The following is a 21,464-nucleotide window of genomic DNA, read 5'->3' as shown; positions in this document are numbered from 1 at the left end:
TTTTACATCTATTTTCCATTGGCATCTGTCACACTGTTTGGCGGGATCTTCCTAGTATAAGAAAAAAACCGGGAAGGGTTCCCGGTTTCGAAGGGTATTATTTTTTTAAGCGTGAACTTCCCGAAAACTTTTGTATCTGTTTTCTTTTTCGTCCCAAACATGGCACTGTTTCCACTGTTTATAGATATAAGAAATACTGAACTTACCTTCTTTGACATCGTTCGCATATTCGGATTTTAAGAGCTCCCGATAGGCTTCTTTCAAATGATAACATGGAATCGCGGTAGAGAGATGATGGGGAGTGTGAATATCAATATGAAAGTGCAAAAAAGAAATGATCTTCGGATTTAAAAAATTATAGGTGGAATGGATCTGCCCCTTATACGGGTTCCAATCTTCGGATCTATAAAAATGGATCTCATCTGAAGTATGATGGAGATAAGTATAATAACTCATCCAAAATTGAAACACAATGCCCGGTGCTATGAAGAAATGAAAGATGGAACTCAGTTTGCCTGTCAAAAGATAAGCTGAAACAAAAAGAACCGCAAGTCCCGAAAACAAAACTATGTAAGATAGATAGAGTTTTTTTCTATGTGTAGCAATGTATTTACCCGGATAAGCATGATTGATTAGATTATGCAATAGAGAACCAAAGGGTGGCAAGTATCTGGTCCATCTGTATATTGCAGCACGTATCGGCAGTTTTTTGCGTAGAATCAGATATTGATTCACTGTAAACGGCAGCCAGGCGTTGTCATAATAGACATCTTTATCATTCGAATCCAGATTATTCGTATGCGCATGATGCGCGTTATGTGAAAATTTCCATCCATAGTACGGATAAAAGGAAAACAGAAAGAAAAAGTGACCAAGTGTATCATTTATCCGATTGTTTTTTAGAAAAGAAGCATGGGCACAGTCATGTCCCAAAACAAAAAGAGAAGTGACGGAAGTGCCTGCGAGAATCCATCCCAAAGGCAAAAGGTATGTATAATCGTTTTGAATGAAAAAATAGAGCAACCCCAAACTCAAAGAGTGAAAAACAATTCCAACCATCATAAATAGAATCGCTTTTTTTGCGTTGGGGCGGTACAACTCGGGTCGAATGGATTTCACAGGCCCTGTTAAATTGACAGGTTCCCTCCTTTCTTTCGTTTCTATTTCCGAAATAGGAGTGGGTTTTTCCAAAATAGGAATCATGCAGAGGTCCTCAGGTGTTCCAATCATAATGAACACCGCTAAATATTTTTGTCTGAGATTAAAAATCTGCCCCTATCTGTCAAGAAAGCTTAGTTTCGAAGGAAATTGCCATTTCCCGAAATTGTCATCCCAACGCCATTCTTATGAAATAAGATGGGGTTTCCCTAGAAAAAAGGTCTTGCCTACTAGTGAATTTCGTTAGAAACCTGACGAAGCCATGTCAGTAAGAGATATTCTGAAAGAAAAACAAACCTCTCTTCTCACCATCGAAGAAGATCACAACGTTTTGGAAGCCACAAAGCTGATGGTTGCTTCCAAAGTAGGTTCCATTATGGTCACTTTCCAAGGAAAGTTGGCAGGGATTTTCACTGAGAGAGATTTAATGAGGATTGTGGCGGAAAAGCACGAAAGTCTGCACAAGATAAAACTGAAAGAAGTGATGACCACTCAACTGACAGTTGCTAGTCCGAACGACGAAGTGGATGATGTGCTCAATACAATGCTTTCCAAAAGATTCAGGCATATGCCCGTTATGGAAGACGATCTGATCATCGGACTCATCTCCATCGGGGACGCAGTCAAAGTGAAATTGAGTAAAACCGAAAAAGAAATGCATATACTCCGCGAATATATGTATGGCTCTCACTGAATCGATTTTCGCTCCGTAAATTTCATATCTTTTCGATTATAAATAAAAATTATCAAAACTCTTTTTTTTGCGGGATACTACTTCCCGCAAAATGGCTTCCAGGTTTTTCGTATCTTCCCTGTTGTAAGCAATGAGAAGATTCAGTTTTTCCAAATCATCATATTCCACATAATCTTTCCAAAGGAGAGGCGCCATCTTTCCATCCACAGATTGAATTTCTTCGGGGCGGACGAGGCCCAGTTGAATTTCCGATTTTTTAAGTCCTCCTTTGATTCCCATATCATGAAGTACATTCATCATATCCAGGTGCACATTGGGGATCTTTTGATTGAATTCCTTTTCTAAGAAAGGTATATCAAATCTTTTTCCGTTGTAAGTGACTAAAATCAGATCACCGGAAAGATCATCTAACATGAATTCCAGATTTTTTCCCCTTTCGAATGTAAACATTTCTCCATTCAAATAAAAACTGGCTACAGTGACAAAAGAAGATTCGTCAATTCCGGTAGTTTCTATATCCAGATAACAAAACTTATGTGAAAAATCCTCCCATAATCTCCAAAGTTCCTTATTGGGAAGTTTGGATACGAAATATGAAAAATCTTTTTCTTTCCATTTTGAATTCAGAAACCCGGCCTCTTCATGCAAAAAAGAAATGGACGGCAAAAACTGAATCTTCTCCCAATTTTCCACGCTTAAAGAAAACAAATCATCCCAATCCAAAATTCCGTTTTCCCAAAGTCTGGATTGAAGAACAGGCCCTATCCCAGAGATGATTTCAAAACAGGAACGTATCATAGAATCGGAGTGTTTTGGATCCAGCGCAAAATCCCTTCCCTAAAAACGGAAGATCTTTCTCCGAATCCGATTCGCAAATATCCTTCTTCCTCGAAGTTGATTCCGGGAAGCACAAAAACACCTGTTTTGTGAAGAAGGGAGTCGCAATATCTTTCGGAAGAGATGCCCGATTTTAATTTTGCCCAGCCAACAAGTCCCCCTCCTACTTCTCCGAAAGATATAATATCCCCAAGTTCGGACAAATGAGAATTCCAGAATGTCAAATTTTCCTTTAATTCGGATTGGATACTTGGTAAAAACAAATTTCGATTTTGCAAAAGCCCCAAGGCAATCCGTTCGGACACAGGGGAAACCGTATGAGTAAGATAATCTTTGAACGAACGTGCCCTTTCTATAACTTCTCTCTTTGCGATAAGCCAGCCCACCCGAAGCCCTGTTACACCGAAACATTTGGTAAAAGAACCTGTTCCCAAAAAACTATCTTTCGGAGAAACTCCTGTTTCGCCCAAACTAGAATTCAAATCGAGAAACCGGTAATGTTCGTCAAATAACATCGGTTTGTTTTTTAATAAAAGCACTTGTTTTAGATTTGCCCATTCTTCACGGGGAACACAAGCACCTGTCGGGTTATGCGGTTGGTTGAGTATGTAAAAATCAGCGGTGATAGACTCCCAATCCGATGAAAGGAGAAATCTGCCAACCGGAACTTTGATGATTTCCGCCCCCAACATTTTGGGAATCTCATACAGTGCCTGAAACGCAGGCCAGTAAAGAGCCACTTTCATCCCAGGTTTAAGGAAGAGATGAAATAACAAATAAAGCGCCTCACCCGTACCAGTTGTTACAAGCACCTCATCGGGAGAAACGCCGGGGTAGAGTTTGGCAATCTCTTGTCTAAGATCGACTCTCCCCCGATTGGGAGAGTCATTTAAGGGAATGGACAACATTTCTTCCTGCCTGAGTCCCGCATAGGACATCGCCTGGCCCAAATCCATTGGGTGAAATCCGCTTTCTCCCAAATTGCAAAAACAATTTGTCCGGTAAGATTCCAACCTTTCTTCTATGAAAAATTCTCTAGGTTCCAATTTTGATTTCCAGCTTTTCCAGTTTCAAAAGGATAGTATGTAAACTATGTTGAAACCAGAAGACCACATCCTTGCTTGGACGAAATCTCCTTTTTCTTCCGAAATCATAAACGAAGCCAAACTTGCTTTGTTGGAATTCGAAAGAGGAATTTCCACTCCTCTTACCGATGCATTTTCGATCCCCCTTGAATTCGGAACGGGAGGAATGCGCGGCAAAATAGGAAACGGTGTAGGACTTATGAATACCTACACTGTAGGCCGGGCGGCTCTGGGATTTGTACGTCATCTGGTTAAAACAAATAAAAAAGCATCCATTGTCATTGCCTACGATTCCAGAAGGATGTCCAAAGAATTTGCGGAAGTATCAGCCGGGATTGCCGCAAGCCTAGGTGTGAGTGTAAAAGTTTTTCCTGTAGTGACACCCACTCCCCTTCTTTCCTATGCAGTTCGTTATTATAAAGCGAGCGGCGGAATTGTTATCACCGCTTCTCACAACCCTCCTGCCTATAACGGTTTCAAAGCCTACCTTGCAGACGGAGGACAAATCGTACCCCCTGATGATGCAGAGATCATAGGAAATATAGTATCCGTTACCGATTGGAATCAAATCCAATTTGTAGATCCCAAGTCAAAACTTTATAAACAATATGTAACCTCCGTCGGAAAAGATTGTTTTGCGTCTTACTTAAAAGAATTAAAGAAAGCGAATATTCAATCCAAGGCAAAAGCCTCCGATAGAAAAAATCTGAAAATCGTATACTCTCCGTTACATGGAACCGGAGGAGAATCGATGAAAGCTACACTAAACTACTTCGGATATAAATCCGTATTCCTCGTTCCCGAACAAAAAAAACCGGACGGTGAATTTCCCACAGTCAAATATCCTAATCCTGAAGAAAAAGACGCACTCGCGTTATGTGAAAAACATGCCAAGATCAAAAAAGCAGCTGTCTTTATCGCAACAGACCCGGATGCTGACAGATTGGGAGTCGGGATCAGAAGAAAAGACGGAGAATACGAATATCTGAATGGAAACCAAATCGGTTCCATTATGGCCGCATACTTATGCGAAAAAGTATCCTCCAAAAAATCAAAAACCCGATTTCATCTGATCAAAACGATCGTGACTACAGACCTGCAGGAATCCATTGCAAAAAAAAATAAAATCAAAATGGCAAATGTGCTCACAGGATTCAAATACATTGCGGAAGAAATGAAAACATTGGACAAAAAAAAGTCCGACAAGTTTTTGTTTGGTGGAGAAGAGTCTTACGGCTATCTTCCCGTTCCTTTTGTAAGAGACAAAGATTCCCTCTCCAGTGCTCTTCTCTTTATTGAAATACTCGCGGAGAAAAAAGACCTGCTCTCCTATCTGAATGAAATTTATTTGAAATACGGACTTTATCGGGAGAGTTTGTATTCTCTCACTCTGGAAGGAAGTTCAGGTCAGGCAAAAATCAAAGAGTCAATAGAAAATCTGCGCAAGACCGACTTACTTGGATTAAAGATCGGAGATAGAAAGGTTGTTTCCGTGATGGATTACGGGAAACAGACAGCGGCAGGCATTGCCAAAGCAAGTATTTTCAAAGGAATGCCGAAATCAAATGTGATTCAATTGGAATTGTCAGGAAATGCAAAACTTACTATCCGCCCTTCGGGCACGGAACCAAAAGTAAAAGTTTACTCTTCCTTTCGCTCCCTTTCCTCTCCCAAAACGGAAGAACAGATTTCTCCTCTTTGGGATGAACTTGGGAAAGAGATTAACGTCGCTGAAAAAGAATTTTTAAAACTGGCAGGATTAACCAAATGAACGAAATAAAAAACAAATTTCAAGAAACCAAAGAACTCACCGAAAAATACTTACTCAATACATACAACAGATACCCGGTAGCTTTCAAATACGGAGTGGGTGAATTGTTGTTCGACCAGGACAACAAGGAATACATTGATTTTCAATCGGGTATCTCGGTTACAAACCTTGGACACGGAGAAGCCGATATTATAGAAGCCCTTAGAGAACAGTCGGATCGAATTTTCCATTCATCTAACCTGTATTACTCGGAAGAGCAGGCAAAACTGGCACAAGTGATCATAGAAAACAGTTTTCCCGGAAAAGTATTTTTGTGCAATTCGGGAACGGAAGCGAATGAAGCCGCCTTCAAACTGATACGAAGACATGGAATAAATAAAAACTTGGAAAAACCGGTGGTATTGGCACTTCATTCCAGTTTTCACGGAAGAACTTTCTCTTCCATGACAATGACCGGAAATTCCTCCATCAGAGAAGGGTTTGGCGAACTCGCAGCGGATGTTCATTTTGTTACTCCCAATGACGAACAGTCTCTGATTTCTGCATTTGATAAATACGGAGAAAACATAGCCGGTCTGATGATGGAACTTATCATTGGTGAAGGCGGAATCATTCCTATGAGCCAAGGTTTTGTAAACCTTGCACGAAAATTAACGGAAGAAACAAACTCGCTTTTAGTCTTTGATGAGATTCAAACGGGAATGGGAAGAACTGGAAAAATGTTTTGTTTCGAACATTACGGCTTTGCTCCCGATGCATTCACATTGGCAAAAGCATTGGGATCCGGATTTCCAATCGGAGCCATGATCGTATCCGACGAGTATGCTCCTCTCATAGGAAGAGGTATGCACGGAACAACGTTTGGCGGAAATCATCTGGCATGCGCTGTGGCGTATGAAACTTTCAAAATCATACTCAGCAGAAATTTATTGGAACATGTGGAAACTCTTTCCGTAAATATGTTTCAAAGATTGGAAAATATAAAGGCAAATTCGCCTCTTATCAAAGAAATAAGAGGAAGAGGACTTCATATCGGTTTGGAATTAACGCAAAGCTCAAGGCCGATTGTGGAAGAATGTTTGAAGAGAGGTCTTGTTGTAAACAGCACAGCGAACAACGTGATCAGAATCATGCCTCCTCTTACCATCTCAAACGAAAAAGCCTCGGAAGGTTTGGATATTTTAGAATCGGTATTAAAAGGATAAAAATGAAAAAGATAACAGTACTCGCAGGTGATGGGATCGGACCGGAAGTTATGGAAGTTGCTTTGGAAGTTGTTAACAAAGCACTAGGTTCTAAAAAAAACGACTTTTCCTTTGAACCGGCATTAGTTGGTGGAGCGGCGATCGACGCAACAGGATCTCCTTTACCTCCCGAAACTTTAAAATTATGCGAAGAATCGGCAGCGATTTTTTTCGGTTCCGTAGGCGGACCAAAATGGGAAGGTCTACCTCCCGACAGACAACCGGAAAGAGGCGCCTTACTTCCATTACGCAAACATTTTGATTTGTTTGCCAATTTACGCCCTGCAATTATCTATTCCGAATTGAAAAATGCATCCCCTCTTCGTGCCGATATCATCGGGGACGGATTGGATATTTTAATCTTAAGAGAACTTACCTCCGGAATTTATTTCGGAAAACCGAAAGGCAGAGAGGGTTCAGGCCCGGAAGAATTTGCCTATGATACGATGAAATATTCCAGAAGAGAGATCGAAAGGATTGCAAGAAAAGCATTCGAAGCCGCCCGCAAAAGAAATAAAAAAGTAACCAGTATCGACAAAGCAAACGTACTTACAACTTCCGTTCTTTGGAGGGAAGTTGTGATTGATTTGCACAAAAGGGAATTTTCCGATTGTTCCCTTGATCATCTCTATGTGGACAACGCGGCGATGCAGCTCATTGTAAAACCGAAACAATTTGATGTGATGCTTTGTGAAAATATGTTTGGTGATATTCTATCTGATGAAGCATCCATCATCACAGGTTCCATTGGAATGTTGCCATCGGCTTCCATTTCCGAATCGGGATTCGGACTTTACGAACCATCCGGCGGATCGGCACCGGATATTGCCGGAAAAGGAATCGCAAATCCGATTGCTCAGATTCTTTCCGGAGCTTTGTTATTACGTTACTCTTTCGGTCTGGAAGAAGAAGCTGTGAAAATCGAAAATGCGATCAGAACTGTTTTAAAAAAAGGCCTTCGAACCGGAGATATTGCGGAACAAGGCGCAAAAATTCTGGGAACCAAAGAAATTGGGAAAGAAATCCAAAACGCCATCTAAAGAATTAGGACAGAGGGACATATGCAAGCAGGAATAGCGCCAACGGGTAGACCGTATAATATACTTATCGCGGAAAACTCAAAGTTTCAGTCCAAACAATTGCAACAAATCTTGGAATCGGAAGGTTTCAAGATCATTGGAATTGCAGAAACCGGCAAAGAACTTTTACAATTGTACAAAGAACACAAACAGCAAATTGATTTGATTACCGTCGAAATCTTTTTACCTGAAGTAGACGGTTATGCTGCTTTCTGGGATATAAAAGATATGGGGATATTGCCTCGTATCATGTTTATCTCGGAAGAAAATACTCCCAGCGTAGTGAAAACTCTATTGGAGCACGGTGCAATGGAATATATCATCAAACCGATCAAAAGAGAAAAGATTCTGGAAAAGATAAAAGAAACTCTGGTTAAGATTCCCAAAATATAACATTAAAATTTCTTCCCTCTTCTTTCGAACGATGACTAAAGTACTTAGGAGAGAGGAACACTTCATTGTTTTGCGGATCCAACGCTAAATTGTGAAATTCCTTTCTCAGTCTAACGAGAATTGCCTCTTTCACACCAAGTAAGTATCCCATTCCGGGAGCTTCTATCACAACACCGGGCGGCATGCTCATGAAATGTTTTGCTACATCCCATTGGACGATATAATTCTTTTTGGAAATGGAAGGACCGGCAAACACTTGTAACTCTTCTTCCGTAAATCCCTGGCTCTTTAGCCAATGAATCAGTTTTTCAGAGATTCCAAGCAAAGCCCCTTTCCAACCGGAATGTAAGGCTGCAATCATAGGTTTTGTTTTGGAATAACAGAAGATCGGGACACAATCTGCAGACCGAATCACCAAACCGGTATTTGGCTGCAAAGTAACCAGTCCGTCTCCCGCCTTATCCGATTCATTCGGAAAATGATCTTCCATGATCGCGTCAAAATGGGACGGGTCTGGAATCCAATCCGATATCCGACCGGATTCCACCAATGCAATCTCTCTTTTGTGAACCTGATGCAGGGAAAAGATTTTATCCGTAGGAAGTTTTGTATATTTGGAAACGATGATATTTGTCGCAGACTGCCAGCCTGCATCTTCTTTTGGAAAAGAACCTCCGGGGAATGTATCCTTCCACGCATCTTTGCCGAGCGTTAAACAATGAATCTTGCCATAGGGAACTTCAATGGTGCGAGAATCTTCTATCATTGTAAAAAATCAATATCCTTTGATGTGTCCATTTTTCTCCGAGCGATCTCTTTGTAAAGCGGGGAACAATCCCAATGTTCCCGTTCGCATAAATTAGAAAACTTGAATGGAGTGTAATGAGTCACCATAATTTTCCAAGAAAAGTCCCGCCACTGGTATGTAATATAAGGCAACGAAGCGGAAGGGAAACGATCGTCCAAGACCAAATCCAATCTTCGTTCTTTCATTTCAAGAAGACTGGCGTTTTTTTCATGTCCAACCCGCCCGCGAGTACTAGTAGATTTACGAGCAAGCCTTTTGTCTGTTAGGCCGGTCTCCGCTTCCCATGCATAATCGGGGCGCATCCAGTATATAAAATGAGCCTGTGCTCCGAAAAATGCAACTCGAAAGCCATTCAAAGAATTTCGATCATAACCGTTATCGAATGTAAGTTTGTTCCCGTAAAATCTTCTCTCTTCCCCGATTCCATTCCATGTAGACTCTAATGAATTTTGTTTCCCAAAAGGATCTATGTACACCGCAAGAGAGATCAGAAACAAAAATAAAAAAAGATAAGCCGAGATCTTCTTTTGTTTCGGAAGAATTTGATTCTTTGCTGCCGAAGAATTTATCAATTTCAAATATTCATTCGTATGAGTGTATACGATCCAGGACAAATATGGGATAACGGGAATCCAAAATCGCATTCCCATAAAATCGCCGCCTATATAAATCACATAAGCAATGTACAAAAGCACTGCGGTCGATAAAAAACTTTTTCTCCTACGATAGAAAAGATTTCTACCGAGTAAACAAATAACCAAAGGAAAAATCAAAGTATAAATAGGATAAGCCCGAAACCAATAGAGAAGATAGCCTATCCCTTGCGTGAAATAACCGGAATGATTTGCCTTTGCATAAAAAGTATTCGGCAAAATCTCTCCGTAATAATCAATACGCAAGAGCTCCATCCCGACCAAGACTCCAAGTGGTAACAAGAGATAGTTGGACAATGTCTGTTTGAGATGGCTAATGGATTTGATCTGATCGAATTTAGATAAAAAATGAATTCCGAAAAACAAAACTCCTTCCGGGCGAATCAAGCTGACGACAGCAAGCAGAGCTCCTGTATATTTGGAATCTTTCTCCCATTCCCGCAAAGCAACACTTAAGAAAAATGTAAAACACATGGTTTCCAAACCGGACGTTGCAAAAATCCAATTATGGTAAAATAAAGAAAGATGGAGAGTGAAAATAGGAAGGAGAAGAGCAGGATATTTATTTTTCTCTTGGAAGGAAAAATAAACCAATAGTCCGAAAAAAGACAGGATACCGAAGAGAACGGAAATGTTTAATGAAGAGAAGGAAAATTTGATTCCCAAAGAAAGTAAAATCGTCCAGAGAAAATTGCTATATCCTTCGACTCTCTCTCCCGATTGAAATACAAGCCCTGCCCCTTCCGCCAAGTTTCTTGCATATACGAAACTGATAAATGCATCATCACAAAGCCAACGCAAAGAATACGATTTATAAATGGCAAACCCAATGCCAATTGCGGATAAAATAAAAAATGAATATCTCACAAAAAAGTTTTTCAATTTTATCATAACAAAAAAACTATTTATCCAATTCAAAAGAACGAATGAACTCTTCGATAAGTTTGATATGATCCATTTCCGGATTCGGATTTTCTTCGGAAGGTTCGTAAAGAAAGTCGTCAAACAAATGAAAATCGAATATTTTCAGTTCAAAGTCGGGAAGTGTGATGATTATATTTTCGGCATGTACGTCAAATATCAGTTTTTCTTCTTCTGCGAGAAACTTTGTCACTTCAATCACCCGGTTAAAATCCACGGCAATCTTTTTCAATTTGGAACGGGAAATGATTCCGAAACGATGCGTATCAAAATTCAATTTCCATTTGGGAAAAAATTTATCCAAAATCGCGTTTTGATCCAGTTTTTCATTTCTGATAGTGAACTCTTTCAGATGTTTTCCGGGCAACAAAGTCTGCTGGTCGCAAGGAGTGAGAGTGATAGACGGGACTTTCCATGGAGTATTTCGAATGCGAAGCCCCATAAAAAAACGGGTAGGAATTACCAAGTCGGGGATTAAAGATTTTAATTTCCAGTAATGCAATCTTTCCAATCCCAATCGTTTGAATTTGAATTCGATCTCATCCCTGTTGGATTCGAAAATGGTTTGTTTTTGAAGATAGTTTTTTAAATCTATTTCTTCTTTCTTCAAAAACTGATCCATATTTCTTCCCACTTGTTTGAAAAGGGAGCCGAACAAAGCGTCCGAAGGAAGTTTAGATTTGCCGATTTTGACTACCTGATTCCAGGGAAGTTTATAAACAAATTTATAAGAACCTCTTCCTATATAATCTTGCTGAGACAGAGGAAGAAAATTGTCCAAATACTCTCTGTTATATCGGTGCGTGATTCGGAATACATGGGATACAGGAAAGGCCCACTCGTAAAATTTTCTGAGAGAGCCGGATTGCCGTAAGACTTCGTCAACAGGAAGGTCTTCGATGGGAATCGGAATCGCCTGTTTTTCGTGGTCATGGAAAAGTTCCTTATCCAGTCCCTTTTCCAATAATTCCAAAAACTGAGGAATCTTTCCCCACCTGGGGTATTGATTCCAAAGGGAGAAGACCTTATCCTTAATCGTTTTGAAACGGCTTTCTCCCTCCGGCATCTACTTAGTCCAAGGAACGACTGCTTTGTATTCTCCCAAAGCTTTTTGAGATGCGATTGCTTCTTTCAATTGGGAATCCGCAGCTTCGTCAAACCACCAGTAGTCGGTGACGAAATCTTCCGTTCCGTATTTTCCAAGAGGAAGACTCGGAGCGGAAAACTTTCTCCAATACAAAATCCGTGTGCTCGGTAAATGCCATAAAAGAACATAAGGATATTCTTTATAAATGATCTTATCGATTTCTTTTACAATAAAGTTTCTTTTGTTCAAATCGAATTCGGACTTTTGTTTTTCAATCAACACATCCACAGCAGGAATTTTCAAGCCGGGTAGATTGGGTTGCCCTTCTTCGCTCGCATACTTGGAATGCCATTGTGCTTCAGGATCTTTGAAAACTCCCGAACCCCAAGCCGCCCAGGTCATATCAAAATCGTATTTATCTACACGAGCGCTCCATGCAGCCAAGTCAGTAGTTTCAATATTAGCATCTATACCTACTTCCTTTGCTTTTTCCAAAAAGACTGTAAAATATTTTTCCGTACTTTTGTCTCTGTCCAAGATCGTAAACTTGAAAGGTTTTCCGTTTTTTTCCAACAAACCTTGTGCATTCGGTTTCCATCCGGCTTCAGCAAGCAGCTTTCTCGCTTTTTCCACATTGAATTCGACAGGAGTGTTTGGATTTTTTTCTCCTCCGAAATAATAATCTGGATAATAACTGTTTGTAGGATCATATTCACCATATGCAAGTTTGTCGATCATGAGTTTGCGATCTACAAGAACCGCCATCGCTTCTCTTACCCGTTTGTCACTAAAGATCTCTCTCCTGGTATTCATTGCCCAACCCTGAAAACCGATCGGCTTTAAATTGAAAAAACGTTGTTTTGCGATCCAATTTTTATCAAATATCTCGCCCTTGGCCTCCTCTACCCAAACGGAAGCTTTATATACGGGATATACGTCAATATCTCCTTTCTTGAATGCTTGTAAGGCGACGGCTTCTTCGTTATAAACCTTATAAACTACCTGGTCAAAGTTATTGGTGGTTTTATGAAACGGATACGCTCTTTTCCACCAATCCGGCCTTCTTTCCAATTTGACATATCTTCCTTTCTTAGACTCAATCAATTTATAAGGACCTGATACGACGGGAAACTCGAAGTTCTCCTTATTAAAATCTTTTCCATCGAAATGATGTTTTGGTAAAATCAGGATGGAAGATGCCAAATCATTAAAATTGTTCCAATGCACTTCTTTAGCTTCAAAGCTAACTGTAAACTGATCTTCCTTTACCGGTTTTACAAATCGGGATAAGGAAATGCGAAACACTGCTGTGGCATTTGCAGGGTTCATGATCGTATCATAAGTAAATATCACATCATCCGCAGTGATGGATTTTCCATCCGACCATTTTGCATTTTGATCCAAGTAGAATGTAAACTTACGCTTGTCAGCTGATATCTTCCAGGATTTCGCCAAATTGGGATAAGGTTCAAGTGTTAAAGGATGATAGATCACCAAAGATTCGAACATGGAAGTAAATATTCTGGCGGTGGTAGTGAATTGATCCAAATAATAATTCAAAGACTTCGGGAATTGATGGGAATAGATGCTAATCCTTCCCCCTTTTTTAGCATCTTCGCTTGCGGCAGGATTGGCTGCCCGAAGAAGCGCTGGGATGGAATTTAGATCTCCGGTCCAAGGAATTTCCGGGAGTTTGGAAATCTTTCCGCCAGGGAAATCGGAGTCAGAGTCGGAACAATGGACAAAAACGGTAGCGAACAGAAACGCCGCTGCGAATATTTTTGAAACCAAAAGGGGCTTGCGCATTTATTTTCCTTCTAGAAGAATTTAGGTCGTCTCTTATGAAACACCCCTTCCATCAAACCTGGTTGTACGAGTTCCACTCAAGGATTTTTTGTAGAAGGCACCGATGTAAACTGGACCAAATGCCCAATTCTTTTTGGGAAAATCCTTCCGTTCTCACTGCGGACGAGATCTGGCCGATGGGTATTTGGAAAAAAAGCCCCGCATCCGAAAGAATTGCGAGCACTCATCCCGGTTTACAAAAAGAATACCGGAAAGCATTGGATGACTTCCAGGATTACGATGTCATCGGATCTCCTTATGCGGTTTTTTCTTATGAGCCGAACCCCGAAGTAAGTTCTAAACAAGGACTCATTGCATTTAGGAAAGAGCTTCATTCGAAAAATAAAAAACTGATTTTGGATTTTGTTCCCAACCATCTTTCCATCGATTCGCCTTATATAGACCGTTTTCCCGACTGCTTTTTAAAAACGGAAAAAAACGATCATAACTCGTTTCTCCATACAAACGGAAACAGGTATGTTCACGGAAGAGATCCTTTTTTTGACGGTTGGACGGATACAGTCCAATGGGATTTTTCAAAGGAAGAAACGATAAGGTTGCATAAGAATATTCTAATAGAGATCGCCTCTTTATGTGACGGAGTGAGATGCGATATGGCGATGTTAGCTCTGCCGGATGTTTTCGAAAGAACTCATGGGATCCGATCGCTCCCCTACTGGCAGACAATGATTGATAAAATAAAATCCATCCATCCTGGTTTCAAATTCTATGCAGAAGCCTATTGGGATAAGGAGTATGAATTGCAATGTTTGGGATTTGAAGGCACCTACGATAAAACTCTGTATGACAGATTTTCGGAAAGTTCCGGTGCCGGAGTTTTAAAACATTTGCAGGCTGACAGGAACTACCAAAACAAATCCATCCGTTTCCTGGAGAACCACGATGAAAAAAGAGCGTTCGCTCATTTCGGAAATTCATCATGTGATTATTTTGCCGTATTGAGTTTTCTACCGGGAATCATCCTTTATTACGCAGAACAGGAACTAGGTTATCTAAAAAAAAATCCAGTGCAAATGGGTAGAATGGAAAAAGAAACCGGTTCGATTTTTGTAGAACAATTTTACAAAAGAGCTTTTGAAATCATTCAAAAAAGAAAAGGGAAAATAGAAAGAACGATACCAACCTTACAAACGTTTGTTTCAGATTTGATACTTTGTTATATCCTGGAACATGAAGCCGCAAAAGAATTGTTGATCTGGAATCCGGAAACCTTTCCCGTCTCAGGTAGAATCGGAATCCCCATGAAAGAGTATTATAGGGAAAGCCTAACTGACCAAGTGAGCGGTGAAACATTCCAAATACCGGATTCGGAAAAAGAACAGGAAGGAATGTTTTTCAGCTTAAATGCAAAACAATCCCAATGGTTTATTTTTTAACTCTTTCTGCAAACACAACGCCTTGGATCATTCTGAGGTTTTCCAAAATTTCTTTCAATTGATCCAAGTGATCAACCTCTAACATAAACTTGGCGGTAAGCGTCCCATTCGGATGGGAACTCGCACCTGCTTCCAGAATATTCGTTTCTGTATTGGAAATGGACTCAACCATAGAAAGATAAATCCCTTGTACATCTTTGGCACGCACCTCGATCTGAAGTGGAATCGGTTCACCCGGACCGTCCCAGCGAACTGGAATCGTTTTCATCCATTCCTTTTGTTTTTCCGCAGTCGAACAATCTTTCTTATGAACGCTCACACCTCTACCGCGGGTGATAAATCCGATAATTTCATCACCCGGGATGGGAGTACAACAACTGGCAATCCGAACGGGAACATCATTCCAACCGGCAACAGAAACACCGAATTCTTTCGATTCCGGTTTGTTTGTGCCTGTTGTTTTGGAAACGGGCTTTTTGATTTTAACTTTTTTAATTTCTTTTAAAGTATTTTCATCAATGACCGGAGCACTGTTTTCCAATACGGAAGCAATTGTTTCCTTTTGAGATTCTTCCTGGATTCTTCTGAAATAGGCACGTAACTTCTGTCTGGCGGAAGATGTTTTTACAATCCGAAGCCAAATAGGGGAAGGTTTTGAATTCTTTTCCGTAATGATCTCGACTTGATCACCTGACTTAAGTTCGGTGCGAAGAGTCACCATTCTTCCGTTGATTTTACCGCCGCGGGCATGAAGCCCCACATCCGTGTGAATTCGAAAGGCGTAATCCAGAACCGTTGCACCTTTCGGCATTTCAACGATTTCTCCCTTGGGAGTGAAAACAAATACTTCGTCTTCGTGCAAATCATATTGAAGCTCTTCCATAAACTCTTTCGAATCCAAATTCGGATCCTGCCAGGATTTAAGAACTTCGAGCCATTTCATTCGGAATGCGTTTTCAACCCCTTGTTGCAAAATCGCACTAGTTCGGCTGATATTTGCGGATTCTTTGTAAGCCCAATGCGCTGCGATTCCGTTCTCTGCAATTGCATTCATATCTTTCGTACGAATCTGGACTTCCATAGGTCTACCGTCAGGACCAAAGACGGTCGTATGCAAGGATTGGTATAAGTTCGTTTTGGGAGTGGCTATATAATCTTTAAATCTACCGGGAATGGGAGTCCAGAGAGTATGCACGATTCCGAGTACACCGTAACAATCTTTGATTTCATTCGTTATGATCCGAACCGCTCGTAAATCGAAGATTTCAGAAAAGGTTTTTTCTTTTGTAACCATCTTCCTGTAGATGGAATAAAAATGTTTTGCCCTGCCGTCGATTTTGGCATCTATATTGATTTCAGCTAACCTTTGTTTGAGAATGATTTTGATCTTTTCAATATACTCGTCTCTTTCCGATTTTTTAGCAGCTACCCTTTTTTTTATTTCCTGATACTCGTCAGGATGAAGCGACTGAAAGGACAAATCTTCCAATTCAAACTTTACCTTATAGACTCCCAATCTTCCGGCAATCGGAGCATAAAGAGACAATACTTCTTTTGCAATTCGTTTCTGTTTTTCTAAGGGTTGAAATTTAAGAGTGCGGACATTATGAGTTTTGTCTGCAAGTTTGATCAGCATTACCCGCACGTCTTTAATGGTAGCAAGTAACATCTTTCTGATGTTATCGGCAGCTTCCGTTTCTTTGGATTGGGATTTGATTTCGGAGATTTTTGTAACACCTTCCACAAGATCGGCGATATCGTCTCCGAATTCACCCGCCATATCGTCTTTTGAGTATTCAGTATCTTCCACTACATCATGAAGAAGACCCGCTGCAATCGCCCTTTCATCTAACCCCAGTTCGTCTAGAATGGAAGCAACATTCAAAGGATGAATGATATAAGGCTCACCTGACAATCTTTTTTGTCCATCGTGCATCCTATCGGCAACATTAAACGCTTTTTTAATCAAGCCTGCTTTGTCAGGGCCCAACCTTCTGTCGACAGCTTCGAATAACTCGGACTTGTCTTTGATGTCTTGGTAGATTCCCATTACTCAATCTCCAGGCTGATATCCAGAAAGCGGACCGTATGAGTGAGATAACCCATACTCACTCCTATCCCTTCGAAAGAGGAAAGGAATTCCAGTTTTTCAGGAGTGATTCCTCCCGAACATTCTATCAAAATTTGCGGAGCCTCTTTTTTCAATAGAGAGATCGCGGTTTTCGTATCTTCATCGGAAAAATTATCCAACAGGATGATATCAGGCATTGCCTTAATAGCCTCGTTAAGCTGTGTTAAATGATCAATTTCCAATTCGATGCGATGATTAGGGCGCTGGTTTCGAATTAAAGAAACTGCAGTTTCTATGGAGCCGGCCTTGGCAATATGATTGTCTTTTAACATTGCCATATCGGAAAGATTGATTCTATGATTCCAACCTCCTCCGGTGTGAACCGCGTATTTTGCTAATTTTCGATAACCGGGCAAAGTTTTCCTAGTATCCAAGATCACCAAATTCGGATATTTGTTCACAACCAAATCTGCATTAGTTGCTATTCCGGAAAGGTATTGAATAAAGTTCAATAAAATCCTTTCCGTTTTTAAAATGGAGGAAAGATTACCGTAAAGCTCTCCGATCTTACTTCCTTTCCCCAAGCGGGCACCGTCTTTCAAAAAAGGGGAGTATTGGATTGTATGATTTGTTTTTTTTAGAAGGCAAGCGATTACATCTGTTCCGCAGAGAATTCCTGCATCTTTGGCAAGTAAGATGGCTTTCGTTTTTTCCGAATTGCGAAACAAAGAGTCCGTAGTAATATCTCCCGAAGGAAGATCCTCTTCCCAGGCAAGATCTACAAGGGAAGAAAAATCATCCGGTTCTACCGAAACAACCGGTTCTGTATAGCCTCTGTGCGTCATATCACCTTCTAAAAAGGCAAAAAAAAAGCTGCCTTAACGACAGCTTTTCCTTTCTTTCAAAAAACAAAAGACCTATTTCTTAGGTGGTTTTCCCAGTTTTCCTTCTTTCGGAGGAATGTTTATTTTTTGTTTCGGGAAGATCAAATCTTTGTTTTTGATCTTTCCTTTGTTTGCTTGGAAAATTCGTGGCCAAAGTTTTGAGTCATTATAGATTTCTTTGTTTTTCGCAATTCTCCAAAGACAATCAGCAGGGACACGTTTTTCCACTGTGTATTGTTTCCAACCTTTCCCTAAAGAAATAATACCGGAACCTGCACCAGTTTCATCCCCTTCATTTTCAGATGTTGATTTGGTAGAATCGGTAGTTTTTGTTGCAGTTTCAGAATCTCCATCGGTTTTAACGCTTGTTCCGCGATCTTTACCTTTGTCTGCAAGATTCGTTTTGGGAGATTTTAAATTTGCCACTTGGTCGATGGAAATTTCAGCCAAACGAATGGCTTCTTCCGATTGTCCGATGGAATCTTCGTATTTTTCCTGTTCCAACAAAGTGGAAGAGGCTCTCAAGGATTCATTGGCAGCACCCAAGTTTTCTTGCGCGCTTCCGTAAGCATCTTTGGATTGAGAAGACTTGATCAAACTATCGGAGTTTAACTCTGAAAAACGGGAATTTGCATCTTCAACAACATCGCGTGCCTGGCTGTTTCTTGCTTTGGCATGGTCTTTCACAACACCTGCGAGTAACGCAGACGATGCTGCTTTTGAAGTTTTGATTTTTTCGTCAGCGGATTTCAATTTTCCCGCGTCGATATCTTCCAATGCAGATGCAACTCTTGCTTTCTCTTCTTCGACGGCAGGATTGGTTCCGTTTGTATACTTGGAAGCTTTGTCCAAATTGGATTCGATCTCTTCGGCAGATTGTTTGAGTACATCCGATTTTTCAAGAGCAACCACTTTAGCATCTGAGCCAGCTTGTTTTGCATCTTTGAATAGATTATAAGACGCTTCGTATTCACTCAAAGCGAGAGTACGTTTTGTTTCTTTGCTGGATCCGTCTTTTTCTTCTCTCAAATAAGAAGCTAGAGAGGAATCGGCAGAAGCCAATTTTGCATCCCCTTCTTCTTTCAGAGCATTTGCCTTTTTAAATTCTTCCGAAGAATATTCGGCAGCGTTCGCTTCATCGGCAGCATCAATCAGAGTTACTGCTTCTTCACGGGTCTTAGCTACTAGTTTCGGAAGCGTTTTTTCCAAAGCATCATATGCTTTTGAAATTGCATAATCGGCATTCTTTTTGGAATCGGAAGCTTTCTCTTCCGCAGCAAAATCATTTGCAGCATTCAAACTTCTTTTTGCTTCCGCAAATTCTTCCGGAGCATAACTTTCGGCCTGTAAATTTTCTGCACGACTCACTTGCTCTTTGGCAAGGGCTAGTTCTTTTAGAGGCAATTCCTGACCGCAGTTGATAAAACCGGGTAGAGAAAATAGCACCGCCAAAAGAAAGACTATCGTCTTTTCCTTTTGCACCATTTGGGACTCCTTAATTCTTGGGAATTTTGATAGAAAAGAAAGCAAATTGCTTCCTTTTCTATTTAAATGCAGCTGTGGCTTCGTCTTCGCTATCGAAGATTTCGAAGAAAGAGGTCAGTTTAGTTAACTCGAAAACTTTACGAACAGAACCTGCAACATTGATGATTTTCAATCCACCTTGGTACTTTTTCAAGTTGGATAAACTTGAAATCAAAGCTCCGATTCCAGAAGAATCGATGTAAGAAACTTTCTCTAGGTTAATAACGATGCAGTATTTTTGCTCTTCAATCAATTTTGCTATCACATCCTTGATTTCTGGCGCGTTGTAAAGGTCGATTTCCCCGTTAATGTCGAGGATTACGATTTTATCTTTTTCCCTTCTAGTGATTTCCATGTGTGTCTAGAGACTCCTCAGTGAAGCTACAATCAATGTAGAAATGACGGTACAATTGCATGAAAAAAAATCAGATACGTCAACCTAATAATTTTAGGGAGTAAATAATTTTTTCCAATGGTCGTAATAAGTTTGAAACTCTCCTTTTTCAATGGATTTCCGAAGATTGTCCATGAATTGTTTCATAAAATATAAGTTGTGATAGGTGGAGAGTGTGAAAGCCAAGATTTCCTTCACCTTGTGAAGATGCCTTAGGTAGCCTAAACTATAGGTCTTGCATACCTTACATTCGCAGAGGGGATCTATCGGCTCCGTGGAGAGTCTGTGAGATTCGTTTCTCAAATTGATCTTACCTTTTGAGGTAAAAACCTGGCCATTTCGAGCATTTCTTGTGGGCAAAACGCAATCAAACATATCAATCCCATTCTTAACTCCGTCCAAGATGTCCACTACCGTCCCTACACCCATAAGATAGCGGGGTCTTTTGGTATCCAGATGAGGAGATAGGGCTTCCAGTATCCTTACATACTCTTCTCTCGGTTCTCCGACGGAAAGCCCGCCTAGTGCAATCCCTGGAAAGTCCATATTTTGCAATGTTTGTAAGCTTTCTAGGCGAAGTGCCTCATTCACACCACCTTGCACGATGCAGAATAAATTTTGGTTGTTCGGATTGTTTTGCCAATAGGCAACGGATTGTTTTGCCCAACGATGAGTGCGTTCCAAGGATTCTTTCAATCTTTCCGTCGAACTTCCATAAGGTGCACAATCGTCGAGTACCATCATAATATCGGATCCGATCGCTCTTTGCATATCGATCACAGACTCAGGCGTGAATTTATGATGACTTCCGTCGATATGAGATTGAAACCTTACCCCGTCTTCCTCGAATTTGAATAAACCGGAAAGACTGAATACCTGAAATCCGCCCGAATCGGTGAGCAAGGCGTTCGGATAAGCCATAAAATTTTTTAAACCGCCAAAGGTTTCCATTACCTCTTTGCCTGGTTTCAAATAGAGATGATAAGTATTTCCGAGAATTAATTTATAACCAAGTTCTAATATATCTTCGGAGGAGAGTGCTTTGACAGATCCCCTGGTGCCTACCGGCATAAACACAGGGGTTTCCACTTCTATGTCACCCAAACTGAGAATTCCTCCGCGCGCGAAGGAGTTCGGGTCTTTAGAAGTTTGAATGAAGGAAAGAGGCACTATTTCTTTTTATTTTGGCAAGCTTCGCAAATTCCGAAAATATTCAAACTATGGCCGGTGATGACAAATCCGTTTTGTTTGGCAGCGTTGGTTTGCAATTCTTCAATTCGATCATCCACAAACTCTACGATCTTTCCGCATTGGATGCAGATGATATGATCGTGATGCGCATGCCCGATGATATGTTCGTAATATTTGTAATCTTTCCCGAAATCATGCTCTTCCAAAAGGCCTGCTTCCACCATAATGGAAAGGATTCGGTAGATAGTTGCTTTGGAAATGCGATCCCGATTGTCCTTTAGTTCATCCAAAAGACCTTCCGCGGTAAAATGATTATGCGATGAAAAAATCTTCTGAGCAACGAGCAAACGTTGGTTCGTAATTTTTAAACCCTTCTCCTTCAAATATTCTTCGAAGGCCTGCATTTCTTTCATTGTGTCTTCTGTAAG

19 protein-coding genes are annotated in these 21,464 nt (G+C 40.6%); 6 read left to right on the top strand and 13 right to left on the bottom strand.

The window, feature by feature from the left end:
• Positions 1 to 105: 105 nt before the first annotated feature.
• Positions 106 to 1,230: a fatty acid desaturase gene (locus EHS11_RS06405; protein WP_135763566.1), complete on the bottom strand. Its 1,125-nt coding sequence runs from the start codon at positions 1,228 to 1,230 to the stop codon at positions 106 to 108.
• A gap of 190 nt (positions 1,231 to 1,420) precedes the next feature.
• On the opposite strand from EHS11_RS06405, the gene EHS11_RS06400 reads away from it, so the two are divergent.
• Complete coding sequence (locus EHS11_RS06400; RefSeq protein WP_135763565.1) at positions 1,421 to 1,852, top strand: CBS domain-containing protein; 432 nt, start codon at positions 1,421 to 1,423, stop codon at positions 1,850 to 1,852.
• A gap of 36 nt (positions 1,853 to 1,888) precedes the next feature.
• Here the strand turns inward: EHS11_RS06400 and EHS11_RS06395 are convergent, their stop codons facing one another.
• Both EHS11_RS06395 and EHS11_RS06390 read right to left on the bottom strand, forming a co-directional pair.
• Positions 1,889 to 2,650 (bottom strand): ribonuclease H-like domain-containing protein, encoded by a 762-nt coding sequence (locus EHS11_RS06395; RefSeq protein ID WP_135763564.1) that lies wholly within the window; start codon positions 2,648 to 2,650, stop codon positions 1,889 to 1,891.
• Positions 2,647 to 3,735 carry a pyridoxal phosphate-dependent aminotransferase gene (locus EHS11_RS06390; protein WP_135763563.1) on the bottom strand — a complete coding sequence of 363 codons (1,089 nt, stop codon included), beginning with the start codon at positions 3,733 to 3,735 and terminating at the stop codon, positions 2,647 to 2,649. Before EHS11_RS06390 ends, EHS11_RS06395 begins: the two co-directional genes overlap by 4 nt.
• A 46-nt stretch (positions 3,736 to 3,781) precedes the next feature.
• On the opposite strand from EHS11_RS06390, the gene EHS11_RS06385 reads away from it, so the two are divergent.
• Genes EHS11_RS06385 through EHS11_RS06370 form a run of 4 tightly spaced genes read left to right on the top strand, consistent with a single transcriptional unit; the run spans position 3,782 to position 8,261 of the window.
• Complete coding sequence (locus tag EHS11_RS06385) at positions 3,782 to 5,545, top strand: phospho-sugar mutase (RefSeq protein ID WP_135763562.1); 1,764 nt, start codon at positions 3,782 to 3,784, stop codon at positions 5,543 to 5,545.
• Positions 5,533 to 6,750: an aspartate aminotransferase family protein gene (locus EHS11_RS06380; protein WP_425460552.1), complete on the top strand. Its 1,218-nt coding sequence runs from the start codon at positions 5,533 to 5,535 to the stop codon at positions 6,748 to 6,750. The genes EHS11_RS06385 and EHS11_RS06380 overlap by 13 nt, the downstream gene beginning before the upstream one ends.
• A 2-nt stretch (positions 6,751 to 6,752) precedes the next feature.
• Entirely contained in the window at positions 6,753 to 7,829 is a 1,077-nt protein-coding gene (leuB, locus tag EHS11_RS06375) for a 3-isopropylmalate dehydrogenase (protein WP_135763560.1), read from the top strand.
• 21 nt (positions 7,830 to 7,850) lie between these two features.
• Positions 7,851 to 8,261, top strand: a complete 411-nt coding sequence (locus EHS11_RS06370) for a response regulator (protein ID WP_135763559.1) — start codon at positions 7,851 to 7,853, stop codon at positions 8,259 to 8,261.
• On the opposite strand, the gene EHS11_RS06365 is transcribed toward EHS11_RS06370, so the two are convergent.
• From EHS11_RS06365 to EHS11_RS06350, 4 genes are read right to left on the bottom strand one after another with little or no spacing between them, the layout of a single operon-like run.
• Positions 8,242 to 9,027, bottom strand: coding sequence for a purine nucleoside phosphorylase YfiH/LACC1 family protein (locus EHS11_RS06365; RefSeq protein ID WP_135763558.1), 786 nt, complete (start codon positions 9,025 to 9,027; stop codon positions 8,242 to 8,244). The genes EHS11_RS06370 and EHS11_RS06365 overlap by 20 nt on opposite strands.
• Positions 9,024 to 10,589: a hypothetical protein gene (locus tag EHS11_RS06360; RefSeq protein WP_135763557.1), complete on the bottom strand. Its 1,566-nt coding sequence runs from the start codon at positions 10,587 to 10,589 to the stop codon at positions 9,024 to 9,026. The genes EHS11_RS06365 and EHS11_RS06360 overlap by 4 nt, the downstream gene beginning before the upstream one ends.
• Before the next feature lie 34 nt (positions 10,590 to 10,623).
• A complete protein-coding gene (locus EHS11_RS06355; protein ID WP_135763556.1) occupies positions 10,624 to 11,709 on the bottom strand; it encodes a hypothetical protein in 1,086 nt (361 codons plus the stop codon).
• Positions 11,710 to 13,536: an extracellular solute-binding protein gene (locus EHS11_RS06350; protein WP_135763555.1), complete on the bottom strand. Its 1,827-nt coding sequence runs from the start codon at positions 13,534 to 13,536 to the stop codon at positions 11,710 to 11,712.
• Between the two features lie 119 nt (positions 13,537 to 13,655).
• Here EHS11_RS06350 and EHS11_RS06345 point away from each other — a divergent pair, with 119 nt between their 5' ends.
• Positions 13,656 to 14,972 (top strand): alpha-amylase family protein, encoded by a 1,317-nt coding sequence (locus tag EHS11_RS06345; protein WP_135763554.1) that lies wholly within the window; start codon positions 13,656 to 13,658, stop codon positions 14,970 to 14,972.
• On the opposite strand, the gene EHS11_RS06340 is transcribed toward EHS11_RS06345, so the two are convergent.
• From EHS11_RS06340 to EHS11_RS06315, 6 genes are all read right to left on the bottom strand, one after another.
• The gene (locus EHS11_RS06340; RefSeq protein ID WP_135763553.1) at positions 14,962 to 17,022 is read right to left on the bottom strand and encodes a RelA/SpoT family protein; all 2,061 of its coding nucleotides are present in this window, start codon (positions 17,020 to 17,022) and stop codon (positions 14,962 to 14,964) included. The two genes, EHS11_RS06345 and EHS11_RS06340, sit on opposite strands and share 11 nt — an antisense overlap.
• Positions 17,022 to 17,888 carry a carboxylating nicotinate-nucleotide diphosphorylase gene (nadC, locus tag EHS11_RS06335; RefSeq protein WP_135763552.1) on the bottom strand — a complete coding sequence of 289 codons (867 nt, stop codon included), beginning with the start codon at positions 17,886 to 17,888 and terminating at the stop codon, positions 17,022 to 17,024. Before nadC ends, EHS11_RS06340 begins: the two co-directional genes overlap by 1 nt.
• 72 nt (positions 17,889 to 17,960) lie before the next feature.
• On the bottom strand, positions 17,961 to 19,412 hold the full coding sequence (locus tag EHS11_RS06330) for a LysM peptidoglycan-binding domain-containing protein (RefSeq protein ID WP_135763551.1): 1,452 nt from the start codon (positions 19,410 to 19,412) through the stop codon (positions 17,961 to 17,963).
• Between the two features lie 58 nt (positions 19,413 to 19,470).
• A complete protein-coding gene (locus EHS11_RS06325) occupies positions 19,471 to 19,806 on the bottom strand; it encodes an STAS domain-containing protein (protein ID WP_109019137.1) in 336 nt (111 codons plus the stop codon).
• A gap of 93 nt (positions 19,807 to 19,899) precedes the next feature.
• Positions 19,900 to 21,015, bottom strand: coding sequence for a tRNA guanosine(34) transglycosylase Tgt (tgt, locus tag EHS11_RS06320; RefSeq protein WP_135763550.1), 1,116 nt, complete (start codon positions 21,013 to 21,015; stop codon positions 19,900 to 19,902).
• On the bottom strand, positions 21,015 to 21,449 hold the full coding sequence (locus EHS11_RS06315; RefSeq protein ID WP_109019135.1) for a Fur family transcriptional regulator: 435 nt from the start codon (positions 21,447 to 21,449) through the stop codon (positions 21,015 to 21,017). Before EHS11_RS06315 ends, tgt begins: the two co-directional genes overlap by 1 nt.
• Positions 21,450 to 21,464 lie beyond the last annotated feature (15 nt).

The organism is Leptospira ilyithenensis (assembly GCF_004771005.1).
Classification (GTDB): Bacteria; Spirochaetota; Leptospiria; order Leptospirales; family Leptospiraceae; genus Leptospira_A; species Leptospira_A ilyithenensis.
The sequence above is the reverse complement of the archived record's forward strand: the minus strand, read 5'-3'. Positions and strand labels throughout refer to the sequence as shown.

Excerpts from the sequence above, each read along its gene's own strand:
- EHS11_RS06405 (WP_135763566.1), bottom strand. The coding sequence starts at position 1,230 with ATGATTGGAACACCTGAGGACCTCTGCATGATTCCTATTTTGGAAAAA.
- EHS11_RS06400 (WP_135763565.1), top strand. The coding sequence starts at position 1,421 with ATGTCAGTAAGAGATATTCTGAAAGAAAAACAAACCTCTCTTCTCACC.
- EHS11_RS06395 (WP_135763564.1), bottom strand. The coding sequence starts at position 2,650 with ATGATACGTTCCTGTTTTGAAATCATCTCTGGGATAGGGCCTGTTCTT.
- EHS11_RS06385 (WP_135763562.1), top strand. The coding sequence starts at position 3,782 with ATGTTGAAACCAGAAGACCACATCCTTGCTTGGACGAAATCTCCTTTT.
- leuB (WP_135763560.1), top strand. The coding sequence starts at position 6,753 with ATGAAAAAGATAACAGTACTCGCAGGTGATGGGATCGGACCGGAAGTT.
- EHS11_RS06370 (WP_135763559.1), top strand. The coding sequence starts at position 7,851 with ATGCAAGCAGGAATAGCGCCAACGGGTAGACCGTATAATATACTTATC.
- EHS11_RS06365 (WP_135763558.1), bottom strand. The coding sequence starts at position 9,027 with ATGATAGAAGATTCTCGCACCATTGAAGTTCCCTATGGCAAGATTCAT.
- EHS11_RS06355 (WP_135763556.1), bottom strand. The coding sequence starts at position 11,709 with ATGCCGGAGGGAGAAAGCCGTTTCAAAACGATTAAGGATAAGGTCTTC.
- EHS11_RS06350 (WP_135763555.1), bottom strand. The coding sequence starts at position 13,536 with ATGCGCAAGCCCCTTTTGGTTTCAAAAATATTCGCAGCGGCGTTTCTG.
- EHS11_RS06345 (WP_135763554.1), top strand. The coding sequence starts at position 13,656 with ATGCCCAATTCTTTTTGGGAAAATCCTTCCGTTCTCACTGCGGACGAG.
- EHS11_RS06340 (WP_135763553.1), bottom strand. The coding sequence starts at position 17,022 with ATGGGAATCTACCAAGACATCAAAGACAAGTCCGAGTTATTCGAAGCT.
- nadC (WP_135763552.1), bottom strand. The coding sequence starts at position 17,888 with ATGACGCACAGAGGCTATACAGAACCGGTTGTTTCGGTAGAACCGGAT.
- EHS11_RS06330 (WP_135763551.1), bottom strand. The coding sequence starts at position 19,412 with ATGGTGCAAAAGGAAAAGACGATAGTCTTTCTTTTGGCGGTGCTATTT.
- EHS11_RS06325 (WP_109019137.1), bottom strand. The coding sequence starts at position 19,806 with ATGGAAATCACTAGAAGGGAAAAAGATAAAATCGTAATCCTCGACATT.
- EHS11_RS06315 (WP_109019135.1), bottom strand. The coding sequence starts at position 21,449 with ATGAAAGAAATGCAGGCCTTCGAAGAATATTTGAAGGAGAAGGGTTTA.